Origin of the sequence: Pseudomonas sp. EZ-C24 (genome assembly GCF_014525325.1) — a bacterium.
GTDB classification, from domain to species: Bacteria; Pseudomonadota; Gammaproteobacteria; order Pseudomonadales; family Pseudomonadaceae; genus Aquipseudomonas; species Aquipseudomonas shirazensis.
This window is the reverse complement of the sequence record NZ_JACDIU010000014.1, coordinates 867,653-885,208: the sequence shown is the minus strand read 5'-3', so window position 1 is coordinate 885,208 and position 17,556 is coordinate 867,653. Positions and strand designations below refer to the sequence as shown.

General features: G+C 60.2%; 22 protein-coding genes. 13 read left to right on the top strand and 9 right to left on the bottom strand.

The window, feature by feature from the left end; translation table 11 throughout:
- Positions 1 to 270 precede the first annotated feature (270 nt).
- The 7 genes from IDM28_RS13190 to IDM28_RS13160 all read left to right on the top strand — a co-directional run bounded on the left by IDM28_RS13190 (position 271) and on the right by IDM28_RS13160 (position 3,157).
- Positions 271 to 990 carry a hypothetical protein gene (locus tag IDM28_RS13190; protein WP_188036162.1) on the top strand — a complete coding sequence of 240 codons (720 nt, stop codon included), beginning with the start codon at positions 271 to 273 and terminating at the stop codon, positions 988 to 990.
- An 83-nt stretch (positions 991 to 1,073) separates the two neighbouring features.
- Positions 1,074 to 1,256, top strand: a complete 183-nt coding sequence (locus tag IDM28_RS13185; RefSeq protein WP_188036161.1) for a hypothetical protein — start codon at positions 1,074 to 1,076, stop codon at positions 1,254 to 1,256.
- 81 nt (positions 1,257 to 1,337) lie between these two features.
- Positions 1,338 to 1,553: a hypothetical protein gene (locus IDM28_RS13180; protein ID WP_188036160.1), complete on the top strand. Its 216-nt coding sequence runs from the start codon at positions 1,338 to 1,340 to the stop codon at positions 1,551 to 1,553.
- Entirely contained in the window at positions 1,541 to 1,915 is a 375-nt protein-coding gene (locus IDM28_RS13175; protein WP_188036159.1) for a LexA family protein, read from the top strand. Before IDM28_RS13180 ends, IDM28_RS13175 begins: the two co-directional genes overlap by 13 nt.
- The gene (locus tag IDM28_RS13170) at positions 1,903 to 2,196 is read left to right on the top strand and encodes a hypothetical protein (RefSeq protein WP_188036158.1); all 294 of its coding nucleotides are present in this window, start codon (positions 1,903 to 1,905) and stop codon (positions 2,194 to 2,196) included. Before IDM28_RS13175 ends, IDM28_RS13170 begins: the two co-directional genes overlap by 13 nt.
- A gap of 418 nt (positions 2,197 to 2,614) precedes the next feature.
- Positions 2,615 to 2,815 (top strand): hypothetical protein, encoded by a 201-nt coding sequence (locus IDM28_RS13165; RefSeq protein WP_150569012.1) that lies wholly within the window; start codon positions 2,615 to 2,617, stop codon positions 2,813 to 2,815.
- Between the two features lie 156 nt (positions 2,816 to 2,971).
- Positions 2,972 to 3,157, top strand: coding sequence for a hypothetical protein (locus tag IDM28_RS13160; RefSeq protein ID WP_101320128.1), 186 nt, complete (start codon positions 2,972 to 2,974; stop codon positions 3,155 to 3,157).
- Positions 3,158 to 3,238: 81 nt separating this feature from the next.
- On the opposite strand, the gene IDM28_RS13155 is transcribed toward IDM28_RS13160, so the two are convergent.
- Entirely contained in the window at positions 3,239 to 3,421 is a 183-nt protein-coding gene (locus IDM28_RS13155; RefSeq protein WP_101320126.1) for a hypothetical protein, read from the bottom strand.
- A gap of 237 nt (positions 3,422 to 3,658) precedes the next feature.
- Here IDM28_RS13155 and IDM28_RS13150 point away from each other — a divergent pair, with 237 nt between their 5' ends.
- On the top strand, positions 3,659 to 4,480 hold the full coding sequence (locus IDM28_RS13150) for a shikimate 5-dehydrogenase (RefSeq protein ID WP_181087268.1): 822 nt from the start codon (positions 3,659 to 3,661) through the stop codon (positions 4,478 to 4,480).
- 10 nt (positions 4,481 to 4,490) lie between these two features.
- Here the strand turns inward: IDM28_RS13150 and gloA are convergent, their stop codons facing one another.
- Together gloA and IDM28_RS13140 are read right to left on the bottom strand one after the other, a co-directional pair.
- The gene (gloA, locus tag IDM28_RS13145) at positions 4,491 to 5,012 is read right to left on the bottom strand and encodes a lactoylglutathione lyase (protein ID WP_101320122.1); all 522 of its coding nucleotides are present in this window, start codon (positions 5,010 to 5,012) and stop codon (positions 4,491 to 4,493) included.
- A gap of 224 nt (positions 5,013 to 5,236) precedes the next feature.
- On the bottom strand, positions 5,237 to 5,611 hold the full coding sequence (locus tag IDM28_RS13140; protein WP_188036157.1) for a histone-like nucleoid-structuring protein, MvaT/MvaU family: 375 nt from the start codon (positions 5,609 to 5,611) through the stop codon (positions 5,237 to 5,239).
- 280 nt (positions 5,612 to 5,891) lie between these two features.
- Here IDM28_RS13140 and cobF point away from each other — a divergent pair, with 280 nt between their 5' ends.
- From cobF to pssA, 4 genes are all read left to right on the top strand, one after another.
- Positions 5,892 to 6,641, top strand: coding sequence for a precorrin-6A synthase (deacetylating) (gene cobF, locus IDM28_RS13135; protein WP_101320120.1), 750 nt, complete (start codon positions 5,892 to 5,894; stop codon positions 6,639 to 6,641).
- A 193-nt stretch (positions 6,642 to 6,834) separates the two neighbouring features.
- On the top strand, positions 6,835 to 7,713 hold the full coding sequence (locus IDM28_RS13130; protein WP_188036156.1) for a DMT family transporter: 879 nt from the start codon (positions 6,835 to 6,837) through the stop codon (positions 7,711 to 7,713).
- A 287-nt stretch (positions 7,714 to 8,000) separates the two neighbouring features.
- Positions 8,001 to 10,250, top strand: a complete 2,250-nt coding sequence (gene katG / locus IDM28_RS13125; RefSeq protein WP_188036155.1) for a catalase/peroxidase HPI — start codon at positions 8,001 to 8,003, stop codon at positions 10,248 to 10,250.
- Positions 10,251 to 10,443: 193 nt separating this feature from the next.
- Positions 10,444 to 11,757, top strand: a complete 1,314-nt coding sequence (gene pssA, locus IDM28_RS13120) for a CDP-diacylglycerol--serine O-phosphatidyltransferase (protein ID WP_188036154.1) — start codon at positions 10,444 to 10,446, stop codon at positions 11,755 to 11,757.
- Here the strand turns inward: pssA and IDM28_RS13115 are convergent.
- The 4 genes from IDM28_RS13115 to IDM28_RS13100 all read right to left on the bottom strand — a co-directional run bounded on the left by IDM28_RS13115 (position 11,741) and on the right by IDM28_RS13100 (position 15,631).
- Entirely contained in the window at positions 11,741 to 12,928 is a 1,188-nt protein-coding gene (locus tag IDM28_RS13115) for a cupin-like domain-containing protein (RefSeq protein WP_188036153.1), read from the bottom strand. The two genes, pssA and IDM28_RS13115, sit on opposite strands and share 17 nt — an antisense overlap.
- Before the next feature lie 59 nt (positions 12,929 to 12,987).
- Positions 12,988 to 13,491 (bottom strand): DoxX family protein, encoded by a 504-nt coding sequence (locus tag IDM28_RS13110; RefSeq protein WP_188036152.1) that lies wholly within the window; start codon positions 13,489 to 13,491, stop codon positions 12,988 to 12,990.
- A gap of 116 nt (positions 13,492 to 13,607) precedes the next feature.
- Positions 13,608 to 14,894 carry a sensor histidine kinase gene (locus IDM28_RS13105; protein ID WP_188036151.1) on the bottom strand — a complete coding sequence of 429 codons (1,287 nt, stop codon included), beginning with the start codon at positions 14,892 to 14,894 and terminating at the stop codon, positions 13,608 to 13,610.
- A complete protein-coding gene (locus IDM28_RS13100; RefSeq protein ID WP_188036150.1) occupies positions 14,891 to 15,631 on the bottom strand; it encodes a response regulator in 741 nt (246 codons plus the stop codon). The genes IDM28_RS13105 and IDM28_RS13100 overlap by 4 nt, the downstream gene beginning before the upstream one ends.
- Positions 15,632 to 15,841: 210 nt before the next feature.
- Between IDM28_RS13100 and IDM28_RS13095 the strand changes: the two genes are divergently transcribed.
- A complete protein-coding gene (locus tag IDM28_RS13095) occupies positions 15,842 to 16,117 on the top strand; it encodes a DUF2790 domain-containing protein (protein ID WP_188036149.1) in 276 nt (91 codons plus the stop codon).
- 41 nt (positions 16,118 to 16,158) lie between these two features.
- On the opposite strand, the gene IDM28_RS13090 is transcribed toward IDM28_RS13095, so the two are convergent.
- Positions 16,159 to 17,007, bottom strand: a complete 849-nt coding sequence (locus IDM28_RS13090; protein WP_150571855.1) for a shikimate dehydrogenase — start codon at positions 17,005 to 17,007, stop codon at positions 16,159 to 16,161.
- Positions 17,004 to 17,453: a type II 3-dehydroquinate dehydratase gene (gene aroQ, locus IDM28_RS13085; RefSeq protein WP_150569023.1), complete on the bottom strand. Its 450-nt coding sequence runs from the start codon at positions 17,451 to 17,453 to the stop codon at positions 17,004 to 17,006. The genes IDM28_RS13090 and aroQ overlap by 4 nt, the downstream gene beginning before the upstream one ends.
- Between the last annotated feature and the right edge of the window lie 103 nt (positions 17,454 to 17,556).

Genomic DNA, 17,556 nt, shown 5'->3' with positions numbered 1-17,556 from the left:
GCAACGGTCAACGATCAGTTGCTACTCATCAGCACCTCCCGTATCCACAAATTCGGTGACGCTAGCGATCATGGATCGCCTTCCTTAATTAGGGTGCCAAGCGGAAAGTATGAGGGGAGCGTCCTCGCCTGCTTCAGCAATCATGCATCACCGTTGATGTGCTCCCGTCTCCCAAGCCCAGGATCATTCCCCGAGTGGACCGAGCCTCGTATTATCGACTCAGGACGTTCGACATATGCCTCCCTAGCGACCCTTCCGGACGGAAGCATCGTGCTGATGCACACGCAGCAGGAGCGGATCGGAAGGCTCTCTTCCGGCGAATGGCGCCGGGTGGTTGCGCGGACGACCAAGGATGGCGGTGACAGCTGGAGTGAGCCGACCCTAATCGCCGGACAAGGCGCAGGTACGTTTCCCTATTCAACAGCGCTGACCGTATCTGAGGATGGTAGATGTGCCATGGCCTACGCCATTTACTCATCAGCCGAAAAGCGTCATCAGGGGCTGACAGTGGTTGTCAGTCATGATGCATTCCAGACCAAAATTGAAATTCCCGTCGACCTCGGCGACGCGGCCGAAGCCGATACGGTCCCTTATGAAGCGCGGTGGATGTCTGACAGCGTCGTGGCAATTTCCTACAGCCAAGTTTCTACTGATGGAAAAAGCGCGCTGAGCAGGCTTGTAACGGTCGATGTTGATTCTGGGGTGCAGTTGCAAAGCATCTCACTTCTGCCAGTCGCCGTGCACACCTATGCAGGTGGCGCGGCAATCGAGGAGGCTGGAAATTCGGTAATTTGCTCGCCGGTTGCAGGCGGCCTTGTGCGTAAGCACCTAGGCTCTGACAGAGTGGACGAAATTGTTAAAAAAGGGGCGTATTCTTCTCCATGGGTGTTCAAAGCTGGAAGCCATAACATTCTTATCGCATTGAAGAACCCTTGTATAAAGACCACTCGGGACTTCGGAGCGGACATACTGATCATGCCGCTTTCATAGGGCAGCACTCTGAGCTGGGGCTTAAAGTCACTGGGCATTCACCGAAGGATAAGTCATTGAGCCCTGATACAGACCTAGTCCTGATGCCTGACCATGAGATGTACCTGCAGGTCATGGCTGCGCTAAAACTCTATCACGAAGCGAAGGACCTGGGCGCTCCAGTCCTTGAGGTTGAGCGCCTGCGGCAGATTTACGACGCTCACGTCCAGCTCGTTACCGAGTACCAGCTCAACGCCTTGAGCGGCAGAGGGTCGCCCGCGCACTGAGCCTTGCCCGCCAGGCGGTGATTGCCGGTGGCGGTCCCCGGCCTTACGATACTGTTTTTATATACAGTATCGGGTGCCGCCATGTCACAACACTTACCTGCGCTTTGGGTCGCTGAGCTCGATGATGTCTCGGCCTTGACTGACGATCCCGAGGGAAGGGCGGCTGTGCTCGAGGTCATGGCATTGGCCGCTCACCGCAGAAATGAGGTTGACGCCGACCAGCTAGCGGACATGCTCGAGCTGGCAGAGGCGGCCCGTCTCTATGGCCTTGAGGCTGGCCAGCCATGCATTCCGTGAGTGCTTTCGCGGCAGCCGACGACCTGCAGGCCATCTCGCTCGACGATCTTCTCCAGATCCGTGGACCCAGCGTGTACCTGGTGAGGATCGACGGCGACAGCATGGAGGGCGCCGGGATCTTCGACAAGGACGTGGTGATCGTCGACAAGGCGATCGATGCGCGGGCCGGACACATCGTCATCGCGGCCGTCAACGGCGAGCCGGTCTGCAAGCGGCTTGACTACGTTGGCCAGCAGATCGTGCTGCGCTCGGAGAATCCCCGGTATGCGCCGCGGTTCATCATGGAGGGAGACGAGTTCTCGGTCTGGGGAGTGGTCACCTACAGCCTGCGCAGCCATGGGCGTATGTCATGTATTTCCTGATCGTCCGGCGGCGCAAGCTGGGCGTGGCCATCCCGACTGATCAGCTGGGGAAGATCCAGGCCCTGAAGGCAGACATTCACATCGGCGATCACCACAGCGCGCCGCTGGGCAGGATGTCGACGCAGGCGTGGGTGTTCACGCATTCGCCAGGCGCCGACATCATCCCGCGTCTGCACGATGCCAAGGTGAATGGCATGGCCCAGCTCGGCATCAACATCAACGGAGTGGAGGAAGTCGACGGCGTGCTTTATGCGCAGTCGTGGTGGTGTCGGACGGTGTAGCTATGTAAAGGTGGCGGAGGTTGGCAGAACGCCGGGGGAGGGGAATGACCAGTTTTCGCTGGATGGACGTACAGCTGCCTCGTACCACTTTTTGTACCACTGGCCTCGTTTTGGAGTGTGTTGTAGGGTATCGAGGAGGGCTGGAAGGCCCGGAAATACGGGCTTTCCTCACTTCCCAAAACGTGCCGAAACGCGAAAAACATCTGTGGAGTATGGCCGAAAGCGTGTCGAATGCCTTATGACTAAAGGGCGCAAGGTGAAGGAATTTTAATCCTGTATCCATGTTTTAAGGCCATCTGCGGTGAAGCTGTGGGAGTGGGGCGTAGCGCGAACGGGCTACCTCGTAGCTCATGGTTGCTGAAGACGATGGGCACTTTGTCGATTCATGATTAAATACCGCACTTCAAGGAGGATCATCATGAGCAAGCACAGCACTACCCCTTTTTACGCCGCAGGCGGGTCCATGCTGGTTATCGGTGTTGTTTTCGCCGCCGTAGGCGCTTCTGGTCAGCCTGCGTTTGGCTGGACCGCGGTCGGCCTGTTGATTCCCAGCGCTGTATTGTTGCTGCAGGCGGTTCGGCGCAAACGTCGTTTTAATGACGATGGAGCGTCGAATTGATCAGCACCGGGAAAAAACGATCGGCTTAGCCAATACCCACTGTCAAGAGTTGCTTCTCGAGAGTTAGCGCCGTTGGTCTCGTCGCGGGCACTTGCGTCAATCCCGCGGCTCTCACGCTAAGGCACGGATCATCCGTGCATTGACGAGGGTAGCGCTATGGATATCGACGAAAAAGCACCTGGCAACATCTCTCAGCAGGGCGTGGGCGGTACGACCGACAACGAGACGGCTCATGACCCAATGCCTCCGCTGCCTGAAGATGAAGATGCCGGCCTGGACGAAGAAATGTCTGACGTAGAGACCAACAACACAGTCTCCAGCGAGCATCCAGATCCAGCCTGAGGCGTGCCCCAGCGCGCAAAAAAAAGCCCGCCAAAAATGGCGGGCAACAAGGGCACAAGGAGCAACACACAACACATTCGTTCAAGCCATCAAGCTGCCGCTCTGCAGCTGATCGGCCATCGCTACTGCACAGGCTTTGGACGCCAGCGGGCCGCTCACCGGCTCGCCATTGCGCATCAGATACCAGCAGGCCAGCAGCCCCTGCTCACGCAAGCGAGTGGGAACTGCGCTACCAACAACCGACATGATCTGGATAGTGGCCATGCTGACCTCCTGTAAGACGTGCGCCAACCTTACCCAGCTGCTGACGGCGTTTGAAATCAACTTCCTCAATAGTGGTCATCAGCTCTATCAACAGTAGTGTCGAGACCACGCTGCGCGATGGCTCCTACTATGGCCGTTGTTACTGTCAACTGAGCGCCGGGAAAGGGTAAAGGTTGTGTAAGCAATGCCCTCTGGTACGCTGGAGCAACGATTCAGCTCAGGCAAACGGAGCAGTAGATGAGCCACATTCCCAGCAGAAACACGCAGTTGTGCATCTCTCTGGCCGGCCGTCCCGGTACCTTTGGCGTGCGCTTTCACAATCATCTCTATGAACAGCTGGGCCTGGATTACTACTACAAGGCCATGACCACAGATGATCTGCCCGCCGCGGTGGCTGGTATTCGAGCATTGGGGATTCGCGGTTGCGGTGTATCGATGCCGTTCAAGGAAGCTTGCCTGGCGTTGGTCGACGAGGTTGATGCGTCTGCGGCTGCCATCGAGTCGGTTAATACGCTGGTCAACAGCGACGGCTACTTGAAGGCTTACAACACCGATTATCTGGCCGTGCAGCAGTTGCTGGCCAAACATGAGGTAGACCCGGCTACAGCGTTCGCGCTGCGTGGCAGCGGCGGGATGGCCAAGGCAGTAGCCTGTGCGTTGAGTGACGCCGGCTTTCGTGAAGGGCTGATTATTGCCCGCAATGAACAAGCTGGGCGGCAACTGGCCGACATGCTGGGTTATCGCTGGCAGGCAGAACTGGGCGACTTGGCGCCGCCGATGCTGATCAACGTCACGCCGATTGGTATGGCCGGCGGCCCTGAGGCGGAGCAACTGGCGTTCCCCGAAACCGCGATTGCAGTGGCAGAACGGGTATTCGACGTGGTGGCGATGCCGGCGCGCACGCCACTGATCTGCCGCGCCGAAGCGCTCGGCAAACCGGTCATCACAGGGCTTGAGGTGATTGCCCTGCAAGCGCTGGAGCAGTTTGTGCTGTATACCGGCGTGCGCCCCACGGCAACGCAGATCGATGCTGCAATCGCCTATGCGCGGAGCGCCTAGTCAGCTGTACTTACAAGGGCGTCGGCTGAATCACTTCGACCCAGTAACCGTCGGGGTCTTTGATGAAGGCCAGATGATTCATGCGGCCGTCGCTCAGGCGCTTCTGGAACGGCACCTGCAAAGCTTCAAAGCGTTCGCACGCTGCAACTACATCAGGCACCGAAATGCAGATATGACCAAAACCGCGTGGGTCAGTGTTGCCATCGTGATAGGCAAACGCTGCATCACTTTCAGTGCCGTGGTTATGAGTCAGCTCCAGCACGCCCGGGATCGACTTCATCCACTGGTGACGAGCATCGTCATCAGCCGGAATTTGCGCGGGGTCAACCAGTGCCAGGAAGTACAGGCTGAACTTGGCTTCGACGAAGTCGCGCTTGTCCACCAGTTTGAAACCGAGCACGCGGGTGTAGAAGTCCAGCGACTTCTCGATGTCCTTGACGCGCAGCATGGTGTGGTTGAAAACGAATTGCGCAGTGGCAGCGTCGGTTTGAGCGGTAACGCCAGGCAGGGTGTTGAGATCGTTCAGGCTCATGAAGGCTCCAGAGACGAGGCCGGGCCCGCAGGCACCAGCGATAAGACAGGCCGTCCATGATACGGGACGTGAGCGGGGAGGCAAAATGAAAGCGCCCTGCACGAGGGCAGGGCGCTGAAATTAGAGGCCCGCGTGTGCGGGCGCAGATGGGGTCGCTAATCCGTTAGCTGGAATTGATCATGGCCCACAAGCTGTGAAAAAAGTGTGAAGTGTATGTCCATGTTTCATGGACGCAACCAGCCGTCGACAGTGCTGGCGCCGTGTTCTTCTTTCCAGGCTTTCAAACCGCGGTGGTTACCGCCCTTGGTTTCGATCAGCTCGCCGGTGTGCGGGTTCTCGTAAACCTTCACCACGCGGGCGCGGCGCTGCTGTTTTGGGGTCGCCCCGGACGCCTTGGTGGCAGGTTTGCTGCTGCCTTTTGGATCAAGGATGTCGACGATATCGCGCAGGCCCTTTTCGTAAGTTTTCATAAGGCCCAGCAGTTTCTGCTCGAACTCGATTTCGCGTTTGAGACCGGCATCCTGCTTGAGCGCCTCGAGTTGGGCGATCTGTTCCTGAAGCGCTTTTTCGGCAGCGCGAAACTCTGCGAGTCTGGACACTTTCATCACTCCTTAAATACGACTGCGTCAAAACGTGACGAACATTGTAAGAAGATTTAACGTCGGTCACGCAGGGATAGTGCTGTTCACTAGTCTCGAGTGTAGTTGCCGACGGCGTCACGGTAAACCATAAACTTTGCAAGTAGTCAGGGAACTTTACTAGTTTTATGTGCGTTAATTTATTTGCTGTTCACCCACAGCCTTAACTGCTCGACATAGTGTCGGCTCAAGCCGACACTCAGGGTCTGGCAATCACAGCAAACCCGAGCGGGAGTGGCTAATGAAGCAGTTGTTATTAATCGGCATCGGCCCTGGTGATCCGCGGCAGGTGACGTTCGAGGCAGTCGATGCGCTCAAACGGGCCACGGTATTCTTCGTCCTCGACAAGGGCGCCCGCTCTGATGAGCTGGTGCGCATGCGCCGGGCAATTCTCGAGCGCTACCTGCCCACTGGCGACTACCGGGTGCTGCAAGTTGATGATCCGCAGCGTGATGCATTGGCCAGCGATTACATTGAGGCAGTACAGGACTGGCACCAGCAACGCGCAGCGCTCTACGCAAGATTGATCGATGAAGAACTCGGCCCGGACGACGTGGGTGCTTTCTTGCTGTGGGGCGAACCAAGCCTGTATGACAGCACGCTGCGGATTCTCCAGTTGGTACGCCAGCACGGTACACAACTGCAACTCGAAGTCATCCCCGGCATCAGCAGCATTCAGGCCCTGGCAGCTCGTCATCAGATCCCGCTGAACCGCATTGGCGAGCCGCTGACCGTACTTCCCGGGCGGCAGCTCGGCGCAGTGAAGCAGATCGACAATGTGCTGGTCATGCTTGATGGCCAGTGCGCGTTCGCCGATATCGACGACCCACAACTGCATATTTACTGGGGCGCCTATCTCGGCACGGCGGACGAGCTGCTGCTTGCCGGGCCTTTGTTGCAGATGAAGGCGCAGATTGTGGCCGCACGTGAACAAGCGCGGCAACGCAAGGGCTGGATCATGGACACATACCTGTTGCGCCGGGAGCTTTAGCGCATCGGTGCTGTCGTACCTGCTGTGAAAAAGTGTTCGATCAGCGAACGCTAAACCGGCCGGTAGACACGGCAATCCATTACCGGCTATCGCAATTGCGCGCATCTCTTCTAGAATTCGCCCATATCCAGGCCGCCTTTGATGGCAGCCGGATCTTGGCGGAGTAGCTGCCAAGTCCCTATTTGAGTACGCCATGAGTTCGAGTACACCGCTGTCCGGAGTCAATCAGCCGCTGCGAGGCATCGCCCTGGTAGTGGTCGCCACTTTCCTGTTTGCCAGCCACGATGCGCTGTCCAAGTTCCTCGGTGGTCTGTACCCGATCATCATGGTGGTGTGGGTCCGCTATCTGGTGCATACATTGCTGATGGCTGGGATCTTTCTGCCCAAGTCGGGCATGGCGGTGCTGCGTACCCGCCAGCCTGTGTTGCAGACGCTGCGTGCACTGAGCCTGCTGAGTACCAGCCTGCTGTTTACCGCGGGCTTGCAGTATCTGCCATTGGCCGAGGCCACTTCGGTCAACTTTCTCGCACCGGTGTTGGTGACGGCATTGTCGGTACCGCTGCTCAAAGAGCATGTCACCACTGGCCAGTGGGTCGCGGTAGTAATGGGCTTCATTGGCGTGTTGGTAGTGGTACACCCAGGCGGCTCAATGTTCACCCCGGCGATTCTTTTCCCGTTCGGCTCTGCATTGGGTTTCTGCTTTTATCAGCTACTCACCCGCAAAGTAGCTGCCTACGACAGCCCGACCACCAGCAACTTCTTTGCCGGGCTGTGCAATACCCTGGTGATGACGGCATTGGTGCCGTTTTTCTGGAAGATGCCCGAGTGGGACCACCTGCTGCTGATGCTGGCGCTGGGTGGTTTCGGGATGTCTGCGCACCTGCTGCTGACCCAGGCCTTCCGCTTTGCCGCACCAGCCATGCTGGCGCCGTTCAGCTACTGCCAGATCGTGTTTGCCGGGCTGTTGGGCTTTGTGGTCTTCGGCCAGGTGCCAGACCACCTGAGCATGGTGGGCATCGCGATCATCTGCCTCAGTGGTCTGGGCGCTGCGTGGATGCAACGGCGCAAGTAATCTGCTGGCGCGCACGTTGGCTTCGGAGTGCTGACATATTCACGCTATCGGTGGGTAATACTTGCTCTATTAGACCTCTGCCCGCGCTCAGCTAGTCTTGGTCAAGGGACAAGCCTGCGGCTGCGCAGCGCCTGCTGCACAACACGCCGTATCCAGGCAACCCCTTTGCACGCTTGTGGCGGCCTGACCGCTCCAACTGATGAGCAGACGGCCGAGCCTATGTGCTCGGCTGATCAAGCTGGCCTAGACCGGAACTCTGACAGAACCCGACCCGAAGGTACCCGCAGATGTCGAACGAATCGAAATGCCCGTTCCATCAAACCGCAGGTGGTGGCACCAGCAATCGTGACTGGTGGCCTGACCAACTCAACCTGAACATTCTGCACCAGCATTCAGACAAGTCCGATCCAATGGACCCCGATTTTGACTACGCCAAAGCCTATGCCAGCCTTGATTTTCAAGCGCTCAAACAGGACCTGACCGCGCTGATGACCGATTCGCAGGAGTGGTGGCCAGCCGACTTTGGCCATTACGGGCCGTTGTTCGTACGCATGGCCTGGCATAGCGCCGGCACCTATCGCATTGGCGACGGGCGCGGTGGTGCAGGCTCCGGACAACAACGCTTCGCGCCGCTCAACAGCTGGCCAGACAACGTCAGCCTGGACAAGGCGAGGCGTCTGCTGTGGCCGATCAAGCAGAAATACGGCAAGGCTATCTCCTGGGCTGACTTGATCGTACTGACCGGCAACGTCGCCCTCGAATCGATGGGCTTCAAGACCTTTGGCTATTCCGGCGGCCGAGCCGATGTGTGGGAACCTGACCAAGACGTCTACTGGGGTTCGGAAAAGGTCTGGCTGGGCGGTGACACCCGCTACGGCAAGGCCCAGGCGCCGGGCCAGGGTGACCTGGTTGCCGAGCCCGCCAAGCATGGTGAGGAACAAAGCCGCACCGATGCCGGGCGCAACCTGGAGAATCCTCTCGCGGCGGTGCAGATGGGCCTGATCTACGTCAACCCGGAAGGCCCCGAAGGCAATCCGGACCCAGTCGCATCGGCCAAGGATATCCGCGAGACTTTCGGCCGCATGGCCATGAATGATGAAGAAACCGTGGCCCTGATCGCTGGCGGGCACGCCTTTGGCAAGACCCACGGCGCCGGTCCGGCCGACAACGTTGGCGCCGAGCCCGAGGCTGCCGGCCTGGAACAGCAAGGTCTGGGTTGGCACAACAAGTTTGGCACCGGCAAAGGCCCCGACACCATCACCAGTGGCCTCGAAGTGACCTGGACCTCGACGCCGACGCGCTGGAGCAACGAGTATCTGGAAAATCTGTTCCGCTTCGACTGGGAACTGAGCAAAAGCCCTGCTGGCGCCCATCAGTGGCAGCCAAAGAACGGTGATGGGGCAGGGCAGATCCCCGACGCGCACGACCCAAGCAAGCGCCATGCGCCGTCAATGCTGACCTCCGACCTGGCGTTGCGCTTTGACCCCATCTATGAGCCGATAGCGCGTCGCTTCAAGGATCACCCCGAGCAATTGGCGGATGCCTTTGCGCGCGCCTGGTACAAGCTGATCCATCGCGACATGGGCCCGCTGGCGCGCTATTTGGGGCCGGAGCTGCCGCAGGAAGAGCTGCTCTGGCAAGACCCTCTGCCCAAAGCCACCCCCTCGGCACTGAGCGAGCAAGACATCGCCTCGCTCAAGAGCAAAGTGCTCGCCTCGGGCCTGAGCGTAGGCGAGCTGGTCAATACCGCCTGGGCTTCGGCCTCGACCTTCCGTGGCTCGGACAAACGTGGCGGTGCCAACGGCGCGCGCATACGCCTGGCGCCGCAGAAGTTCTGGGCCGCCAATCAGCCGCAGCAGCTGGATAAAGTGCTGGGTGTGCTGGAAGGCATTCGCAGCGGTTTCGCCACTGGCGGCCAGCAGATGTCGATGGCCGACTTGATTGTGCTGGCTGGCAGTGCTGCCGTTGAAAAAGCGGCGCGTGATGCCGGCCATGCCCTGACTGTGCCGTTCCGCCCGGGTCGTGTCGACGCTTCGCAGGAGCAGACCGATGTCGAATCGTTCGGTGCGCTGGAACCGTTGGCTGACGGTTTCCGAAACTTCGCCAAGGGCAGTTACAACGTCAAGGCAGAGCGGCTGTTGCTGGACAAGGCGCAACTGCTGACCTTGACCGCGCCAGAGCTGACCGTGCTGATCGGTGGTCTGCGTGTGCTGGGCGCGAACAACGATGCGAGCAAGCATGGCGTGTTCACCGACAAACCTGGGCAGTTGAGCAATGACTTCTTCCGCAACTTGCTGGATATGAGCGTTGAATGGAAGGCGACCGGTGCGGACAACAATGCGTTCGAAGGCCGTGACCGCAAAACTGGCCAGCCGAAGTGGACGGGTACCCGGGTAGATCTGGTGTTCGGCTCCCATGCGCAGTTACGCGCATTGAGCGAGGTTTACGCCAGCAGTGATGCCAGTGAGAAGTTTGCCAAGGACTTCATCGCGGCCTGGGTGAAGGTGATGGAGTTGGACCGTTTCGATCTGAAGTAGCCGTTGGCGCCCCGGGCAGCCCCAGGCAATCTGGGCTGCTCTGGCGGCGGCGACATCTGATCCCTTCTTTTTTTTGTAATGATCGCGATGGTCGGGCGTGCTGGCGTTATTGCTATGATGGGCGCCACGCAATGCACGGGTGAACCTTGCATTTCACTCGAGACCGGAGGTGATCCGCTTGATCCGCACGTCCATGCCTGTTCCCCAGCTTGGTTTTGCCATCGACCCGCAAGCCATCAGCGCTCTGCCTGATGCTGCAGCTTATCGCACGGTGTTGCTCGAACGCATTGCCAGCGCGCAGCGGCGCATCGTCATCGTGGCGCTGTACCTGCAGGAAGACGAAGCCGGTCAAGAGGTGCTGGACGCGCTTTACCAGGCCAAGGCGGCGCGGCCTGAACTGCAGATTGTCATCGTGGTTGACTGGTTCCGCGCGCGTCGTGGCTTGCTTGGCGCTGGCCGCCAGCCCGGCAACGCCGCCTGGTATCAGGCCCAGCGCGAACAGCGCGGTCTGGACGTCGTCATCCACGGCGTACCGGTACAAACCCGTGAGCTGTTTGGCGTGCTGCACCTCAAAGGCAGCGTCATCGATGATTGCGTGATCTACACCGGTGCCAGCCTCAACAACGTTTACCTGCATCGCTTCGATCGGTATCGCCTCGACCGTTATCATCTGTTCGAGTGCCCAAGCCTTGCCGATGCCATGGTCAGCCTGGTCCACGAGGTGCTGGCCAGCGCTGCCACGCCGCGCCTGGACCAGCCCGCGCCGCCGGCCACGCGCACCATGCGCGCTGCTATCCGTCGCTTGCGCGCACGCTTGCGGCGCATGACCTATCCATTGCCGGCTGAACCGGCCAGTCACGGCCTGCGGGTCATCCCGCTGCTCGGCATTGGCCGCGGCAACCCGCTCAACCGTGCGATCTGCGCGTTACTCGCGGCAGCGGACGAGCAGATCATCATCAGTACGCCCTATTTCAATCCGCCGCGCCTGGTCATGGCCGAGATCGATCGGGCACTGGCGCGTGGTGTGGCGCTGGAAATCATTGTCGGCGACCGTACTGCCAACGATTTTTACGTCGCGCCTGGTGAGCCATTCAGCGCCAGTGGTGTATTGCCGTACCTGTACGAAGACACCCTGCGCGCCTTTGCCAAACGCCGCCAGGCGGCGATCGACGTGGGTCAGTTGACCCTGCGCATCTGGAATGACCCCGGCCACACCTTCCACGCCAAAGGCGTATGGATCGATCAGCGCTACAGCCTGCTCACCGGCAACAATCTCAACCCGCGCGGCTTCAACCTCGACCTTGAAAACGGGTTGCTCATCGATGACCCGCTGGGCCAGTGGTTGGCGCCGCGCGAGAAAGAGTTGCAAGCGCTCAGGCGCCATGCGCCGGCGCTGCGCTCGGCCAGTGAGCTGGGCGAGCCGGGCGAGCATCCGCAGCAGGTGCGCAAATTCCTCAAACGCTTGCGTTTCAGTCGGCTGGAGCCGCTGATCAAGCGGGTACTGTAGGGCAGGGCGCTGCTTCGACCACCTCAGGCAGTGGCGAGCGTGGCCAGCCGCGGCCTGAATCCACCCAGAAATTCACCGACAACGATGTCGACAGAGACTCGACTTGATGAAACCAGCCTTCGGGGAGGAACAGCAAGTCGCCAGCCTGCAGCACAACTTCCAGGAACCGCACCTCGCGGCAACGCGGGAATTGCGCGTAATCGGGCGCTTTGGGATCAACGTCACAGCCTTCCAGGCCCCCGTCTGGCGATGTCGCCCAGCAGCCCAGGGCCTCGCGGTGATGGGGCGCGGCAAGTATGAACGACTTTTCTCCCCAGACCTGAGCGAACAGGTTGTCGCTGTCGTCGCGATGCAGGGGCGTCAGCGTGCCTTTGGGGCCGATCCAGATGCGCGGCGGGATGAATTGCTCGGCTTCGAAATAGCCGGGGTAGCGGATGTGTTCGAGCAGTTGTGCCGGCAGGATGTTATTACCCATGTATGCGGGCGGCTTGCCGTCAGTGCTTACCGCTATGGGGTTGTCCAGGCTGGAGACAAAATCAGCCATGGACGTCGAGCGGAAGTCGCGCTCGGTGGAGAAGGTTTTCTCGACATAGTCGCCGTGGCGGGTAATGCCTTGCAGGTTGGCGAACAGCTCGAGCGAGGCCTCATGACCATTGCTGAACAACGGCCAGTCGTGCAGCGCGTCGCTGATCACCAGCGGAATGCCGTGCAGCATGTAGTGTTGGCGGAACTCGTCCACGGCCAAGCCGTAGCGTGGCCGCCGTTCGATTCGAGTTAACGGCGGCTGCGCTGCAGACAGCGCATCGCTGGGTCGGGCGCTTGGCGGATAGCGGCGATTGGCTTCGACCGCAGGCGCCTGGTTACCGCGCAGCGCCATGTCGATCGCCTGCGGCAGCAGAGTAGCCAGGCCCAGGTTGCCGTCGATGATCAGGCGGCCGCTGGCGAACAGTTCTTCGACATTGGCCTGCCCGGCCATGATCGCCATGAAATCTGCGCTGGCAACGGCAATGCTGACATCTGCCGAGCCGTGCTGGCCGCTGCCGCTTTCGGCATGGTCGCCGGCCTCGTACCAGTACGCAGTATGGCCATCGAAGACGAACTGAAACACGCCCTTGAGGCCAACGCTGGCGGCGTTGGCGAACAAATTGCCCAGAATGCTCTGCAGGTCCATGGCTTACTCGCTTGGTTGGCTCATTTGTACAAATGACGAGGGCCGTGGGCGGAAATTTATCACGCGGTATTGGTGGTAATCGGGCGTCGCTGCCAGAGCCAATGATCCAGGCTCAATCGGCCGGCGCCCCTCAGCAGCAGGGCCAGCAAGACCACCAGGTAAATCAGCGGTAGTTTGAAGTTGCCATAGCCTTGGTCGGTAATCGCATAACCTTTGGCCAGCTCGGCCAGGCTCGACCAGTCGGCAGGCCAGTGAACTGCGGCAATGGCTACCACGGTCAGGATAATCAGTGTCGCCGAGGCCAGCCGGGTGCCCAGACCCAGCAACAGCAGCAGTGGGGCGACCAGCTCGACCCACATCGACAGCTGCCAATTGAATTGTGCAGGCACCAGGTTGAAAGGGAACGGGAAACTCGCTTGCAGGTCGGCAAACCAGTTGCCGCCGTTGAATTTTTCCCAGCCTGATTCAAAAAACTCCCAGGCCAGGAACAAGCGCAGCGGTATGTCGGCAGTCCAGCCTGCGAAATTGTCGAAACTGCTGAAGGCGCGGTTCATAGCGTTCATGGTCAGACTCCGCTGCATGAAGAGGGGAGAGCAGAGTCTGCGACGCTGAGGTATCGGCAATGTGTCGACCAAACAGCGTTGTGTATCGCTGTGTATTGCAAGCCCCGGCTATGCCTTCAAGGCACCTCGATTTGGGCGCAGAGTCCGCCGCCCGAGCGGTTGCTCAACGTCAGCCTGGCGCCCATCGCAAGCGTCAGTTGCTGGGCAATCGCCAATCCCAGGCCGGTGCCACCGGTCTGACGATTGCGTGAACCTTCAACCCGGTAAAACGGCTTGAGTACTTCGTCGAGCTCTTCCTGAGGTATGCCCGGGCCGTCATCGAGCACGCGGATGATCGTCAGGTCGTTATGCCGGGATACATCCAGCTGCGCAGCCCCGGCAAACTTCAGCGCATTATCGAGCAGGTTGACCAGCACCCGGCGCAAGGCATGCGGCCGGGTCTGCACGGTACCGCCGGTATGGCCCAGCCGCTCGACCTGGGCTCCGCTGTCCTGGTAATCGAAGACGATACTGTCGATGAAGGCGTCAACATCAACGCGGCACGGCGCTTCGGTGCCGCCGTCCATGCTGCGGGCATAGGCCACGCCCTCGCGAACCAGATGCTCCATGGCGCTCAGGTCGCTCGATAATTTGTCCTTTTCCTGCCCATCATCCATCACTTCCACGCGCAGTTTCATGCGGGTAATGGGCGTCTGCAAATCATGGGAAATCGCCGCGAGGATTTGCATGCGCTCTTTCAGGTAGGCAGCGATACGTGCTTGCAGGGCGTTGAAGGCCACTGCCGCATACCTGACCTCACGTGGGCCGCTTTCATCCAGTTGCTGCCCGGGGGCGTTGGGGTCGAGGTTGTCCACCGCCTGCGATAGCCTCGTCAATGGGCCGATCGCCAAGTGCACGGCGAGCCAGGTACAGATCAGCAGCAGCACCAGTTGTATCAGCAGCACAACCGGCAGCCAGCTGGCTACCGGTGCCAGGGCTGGCGTTACATCGATGGTCAGCGGGGCGCCGTCGGCCAGGCGCAGATGGACCTGGAAGTGCGCGTCCTGACCGGGGATCTCCAGGAACGTCAGGTGATGGTCCTTGCCAATTGCCTTGACCACCGACTCGGCCGCCATCGGCGGGTTCTCGCTGGGCATGGCCTGGCCGCTCTGGCCGTTGTCGAGCCGGTAGCGGTAGGTGCTGCGCTCCAGCCGCGGCAGCCAGGCGGCGCGCTCTGCTGCGGGCAGGCGGTCGAGAATTGCCACCGAGGTGGCTACATCCTGTTCGAGATTGGTGAGCATCATCGAGCGGCTGCTGACAAAGCGCTCATAGGCCTGCAGGCTGAACGACAGCCCGTAGGCCAGCACCAGCCCGCTGAAGAAGATCAAGGCCAGCCGCGAAGCCAGCGTGTGCGGCCATTTCATAGTGTTGGCTCGAGCAGTTGAACCGCCAGCGAGAACACGTAACCTTCGCTGCGTACGGTTTTGATGCAGGTCGGCTCACGAGCATCGTCGCCCAGACGCTGACGCAGGCGGCTGACCAGCAGGTCGATCGAGCGATCGAAGATATCCGCCTCACGGCCCTGGGTAAGGTTGAGCAACTGCTCGCGGCTGAGCACCCGCTGCGGGTGGTCGAGGAACACCCGCAGCAGCCGGTACTCGGCGCCGCTCAGGGCCACCAGCGTGCCTTGCTGGTCAAGCAGGTGGCGTGCGCTGGTGTCCAGCCGCCACTGGCCGAACGCCAATAATCGGCTGCTTTCACTGATGGTCAGATTCGGCGGCAGCATCCGGGTGCGGCGCAGCACTGCGTTGATCCGCGCCAGTAGCTCACGGGCGGAAAACGGTTTGGTCAGGTAATCATCGGCGCCCATCTCCAGACCGACAATGCGATCGGTCTCGTCATTGCGCGCGGTAAGCATCAGAACCGGCGTAGTACGCTGGCGACCGGCGCGCAACTCACGGCACAGCAGCAGGCCGTCGTCGCCGGGCATCATGATGTCGAGGACGATCAGATCTACCGTGTTCGACTCCAGAAAGCTGCGCATCTGCCGGCCGTCGGCGACAATGCTGGTGCGCAGGCCGTTCTTCTTAAGGTAATTGCCGACCAGCTCGCGGATTTCGCGATCGTCGTCGACGATTAGGATGTGGTTGATGTGATCCATCAGTCAAGTCCGTCTCAGCGAGAATGGACGCAGTGTACCGAGCGCCAAGGCGCTTGCCTGCGCGGCTTTGTATTGCAGTGTATCTCGCAGTGCTGCAGATACACGGGCTCGCAATAACGCCGCTTCGGCGACACAGGGCAGATACCTGTCGGGGGTGAAATGGCACTCAACGGGAAGCGTGGTCTTCCCCACCTAGCCCGGAGCGTTGCCATGAACTTCAAGACTATTACCAGTGCAGCCTTGTTCGCCGTTGCCAGCAGCGCCACCATCGCTGCGCAAGCCAACAGCGTATCGATGGAAAGCAGCAGCGCTATGCACTATCGCTATGGCGATCGGCTGGACGTGAAGAAAGTACTGTCGGTAGAAGATGACCGCAGCAATGCGTGCGGGGTAGTCAACTCGCGCATCGAGTATCTCGATTCGCACGGCCAGCGCCAGAGCGTTGAATACCGCAGCTATGCCACCAGTGGCTGCCATGAAAGCTGAGGCAAGCGGGCTGCAACCTCGGCAGCCCGTCGCCCGGCATTTCAATCCATGCTGGCGAAATGCGCCTGCATCCTGCTGGCGTCTGCGACTCTGCCGCTGATCAGCTCGAATGCCTTGACCGCTTGAAACACCGCCATGTTGCCACCGTCGAGGGTGCGGCAGCCGAGCGCACGGGCGTGGCGCAGCAGTGCTGTCTCAAGCGGGAAGTAGATGATCTCGGCAACCCATAGCCGCGCGTGCAGCAGTTCCACTGGCAAGGGTGTGCCTGGCAGCTTGGCCATGCCCACCGGTGTGGTGTTGACCAGGCCATCGGCATCGGCCAGGGTGGCAGCGAGATCACCGCCCAGGGCAGCTCGGCCTGCGCCGAAGCGCTGGTTCAGGTTGTCGACCAGGGCTTGCCCGCGCGCAACATCGACTTCGAACAGCACCAGTTGTTCGACTCCTTCAGCGAGCAGGGCATGGGCCACTGCAGCACCGGCGCCACCGGCGCCCATCTGCACCACCAAGCGCTTGCTGACGTCGCCCAGCCCGCGTCGGAAACCCTCGGCGAAGCCCAGGCAATCAGTGTTATGACCAATGCGCTTGCCGTCCTTGAACACCACTGTGTTCACCGCGCCAATGCCACGCGCTTCATCAGACAGCTCATCGAGCAACGGCAGGATCGCCTGCTTGAACGGGAAGGTGATGTTGAGGCCGGTAAAGCCGGTGCGTTGCGCGGCCTCAAGCAGATCGGGCAGGGCGCTGTCTTCCAACCCCAGCTGGTCGGCATCGATCAGCCGATACAGGTAACGCAGCGATTGCGCGTCGCCCTCGTGCTCATGCAGGGCAGGGGTGCGGGATGCCTGGATGCCGCGGCCAATCAGGCCGGCCAGAATGCTTGGTTGGCTCATGCTGCTTGCTCCGCGAACATCTGCCCAAAGTGCGCCAGCGCCATGCGATAGCCATGGCTACCCAGGCCGCAGATCACCCCAACGGCAATCGACGAGACGAACGAGATATGCCGGAACGGCTCACGCTTGTGCACATTGGACAGGTGTACTTCGATCACTGGCAGCTCGCTGGCGACCAGCGCATCACGGATGGCCACCGAGGTGTGGGTCCACGCACCAGGGTTGATCACGATGCCGGCGCAACGACCGCGGGCGGCGTGGATCCAGTCGATCAGTTCGCCTTCGTGGTTGGTCTGGCGGAATTCGATATCCAGGCCCAGATCGCGGGCGCTGTCGGCGCAGCTGTTGGCGAGGTCGGCGAGCGTCTCGCGGCCATACTGTTCAGGTTCGCGGGTGCCGAGCAGATTGAGATTGGGGCCGTTGAGCACGAGAATTCGGGGCGTCATGGCAGATCACTTTGTTGTTTTTGATTGCCCCGATATTTGTACTATCTGGTTAATTCGTCAATCGGCTAGCACGTTTGCTGGTTGAAAATGGGCGATTACCGAA

Excerpts from the sequence above, each read along its gene's own strand:
- IDM28_RS13100 (WP_188036150.1), bottom strand. The coding sequence starts at position 15,631 with ATGGATCACATCAACCACATCCTAATCGTCGACGACGATCGCGAAATC.
- IDM28_RS13105 (WP_188036151.1), bottom strand. The coding sequence starts at position 14,894 with ATGAAATGGCCGCACACGCTGGCTTCGCGGCTGGCCTTGATCTTCTTC.
- IDM28_RS13130 (WP_188036156.1), top strand. The coding sequence starts at position 6,835 with ATGAGTTCGAGTACACCGCTGTCCGGAGTCAATCAGCCGCTGCGAGGC.
- IDM28_RS13185 (WP_188036161.1), top strand. The coding sequence starts at position 1,074 with ATGCCTGACCATGAGATGTACCTGCAGGTCATGGCTGCGCTAAAACTC.
- IDM28_RS13180 (WP_188036160.1), top strand. The coding sequence starts at position 1,338 with ATGTCACAACACTTACCTGCGCTTTGGGTCGCTGAGCTCGATGATGTC.
- pssA (WP_188036154.1), top strand. The coding sequence starts at position 10,444 with ATGCCTGTTCCCCAGCTTGGTTTTGCCATCGACCCGCAAGCCATCAGC.
- IDM28_RS13160 (WP_101320128.1), top strand. The coding sequence starts at position 2,972 with ATGGATATCGACGAAAAAGCACCTGGCAACATCTCTCAGCAGGGCGTG.
- IDM28_RS13170 (WP_188036158.1), top strand. The coding sequence starts at position 1,903 with ATGTATTTCCTGATCGTCCGGCGGCGCAAGCTGGGCGTGGCCATCCCG.
- IDM28_RS13155 (WP_101320126.1), bottom strand. The coding sequence starts at position 3,421 with ATGGCCACTATCCAGATCATGTCGGTTGTTGGTAGCGCAGTTCCCACT.
- IDM28_RS13095 (WP_188036149.1), top strand. The coding sequence starts at position 15,842 with ATGAACTTCAAGACTATTACCAGTGCAGCCTTGTTCGCCGTTGCCAGC.
- IDM28_RS13165 (WP_150569012.1), top strand. The coding sequence starts at position 2,615 with ATGAGCAAGCACAGCACTACCCCTTTTTACGCCGCAGGCGGGTCCATG.
- gloA (WP_101320122.1), bottom strand. The coding sequence starts at position 5,012 with ATGAGCCTGAACGATCTCAACACCCTGCCTGGCGTTACCGCTCAAACC.
- aroQ (WP_150569023.1), bottom strand. The coding sequence starts at position 17,453 with ATGACGCCCCGAATTCTCGTGCTCAACGGCCCCAATCTCAATCTGCTC.
- IDM28_RS13090 (WP_150571855.1), bottom strand. The coding sequence starts at position 17,007 with ATGAGCCAACCAAGCATTCTGGCCGGCCTGATTGGCCGCGGCATCCAG.
- IDM28_RS13175 (WP_188036159.1), top strand. The coding sequence starts at position 1,541 with ATGCATTCCGTGAGTGCTTTCGCGGCAGCCGACGACCTGCAGGCCATC.
- IDM28_RS13150 (WP_181087268.1), top strand. The coding sequence starts at position 3,659 with ATGAGCCACATTCCCAGCAGAAACACGCAGTTGTGCATCTCTCTGGCC.
- cobF (WP_101320120.1), top strand. The coding sequence starts at position 5,892 with ATGAAGCAGTTGTTATTAATCGGCATCGGCCCTGGTGATCCGCGGCAG.
- IDM28_RS13115 (WP_188036153.1), bottom strand. The coding sequence starts at position 12,928 with ATGGACCTGCAGAGCATTCTGGGCAATTTGTTCGCCAACGCCGCCAGC.
- katG (WP_188036155.1), top strand. The coding sequence starts at position 8,001 with ATGTCGAACGAATCGAAATGCCCGTTCCATCAAACCGCAGGTGGTGGC.
- IDM28_RS13110 (WP_188036152.1), bottom strand. The coding sequence starts at position 13,491 with ATGAACGCTATGAACCGCGCCTTCAGCAGTTTCGACAATTTCGCAGGC.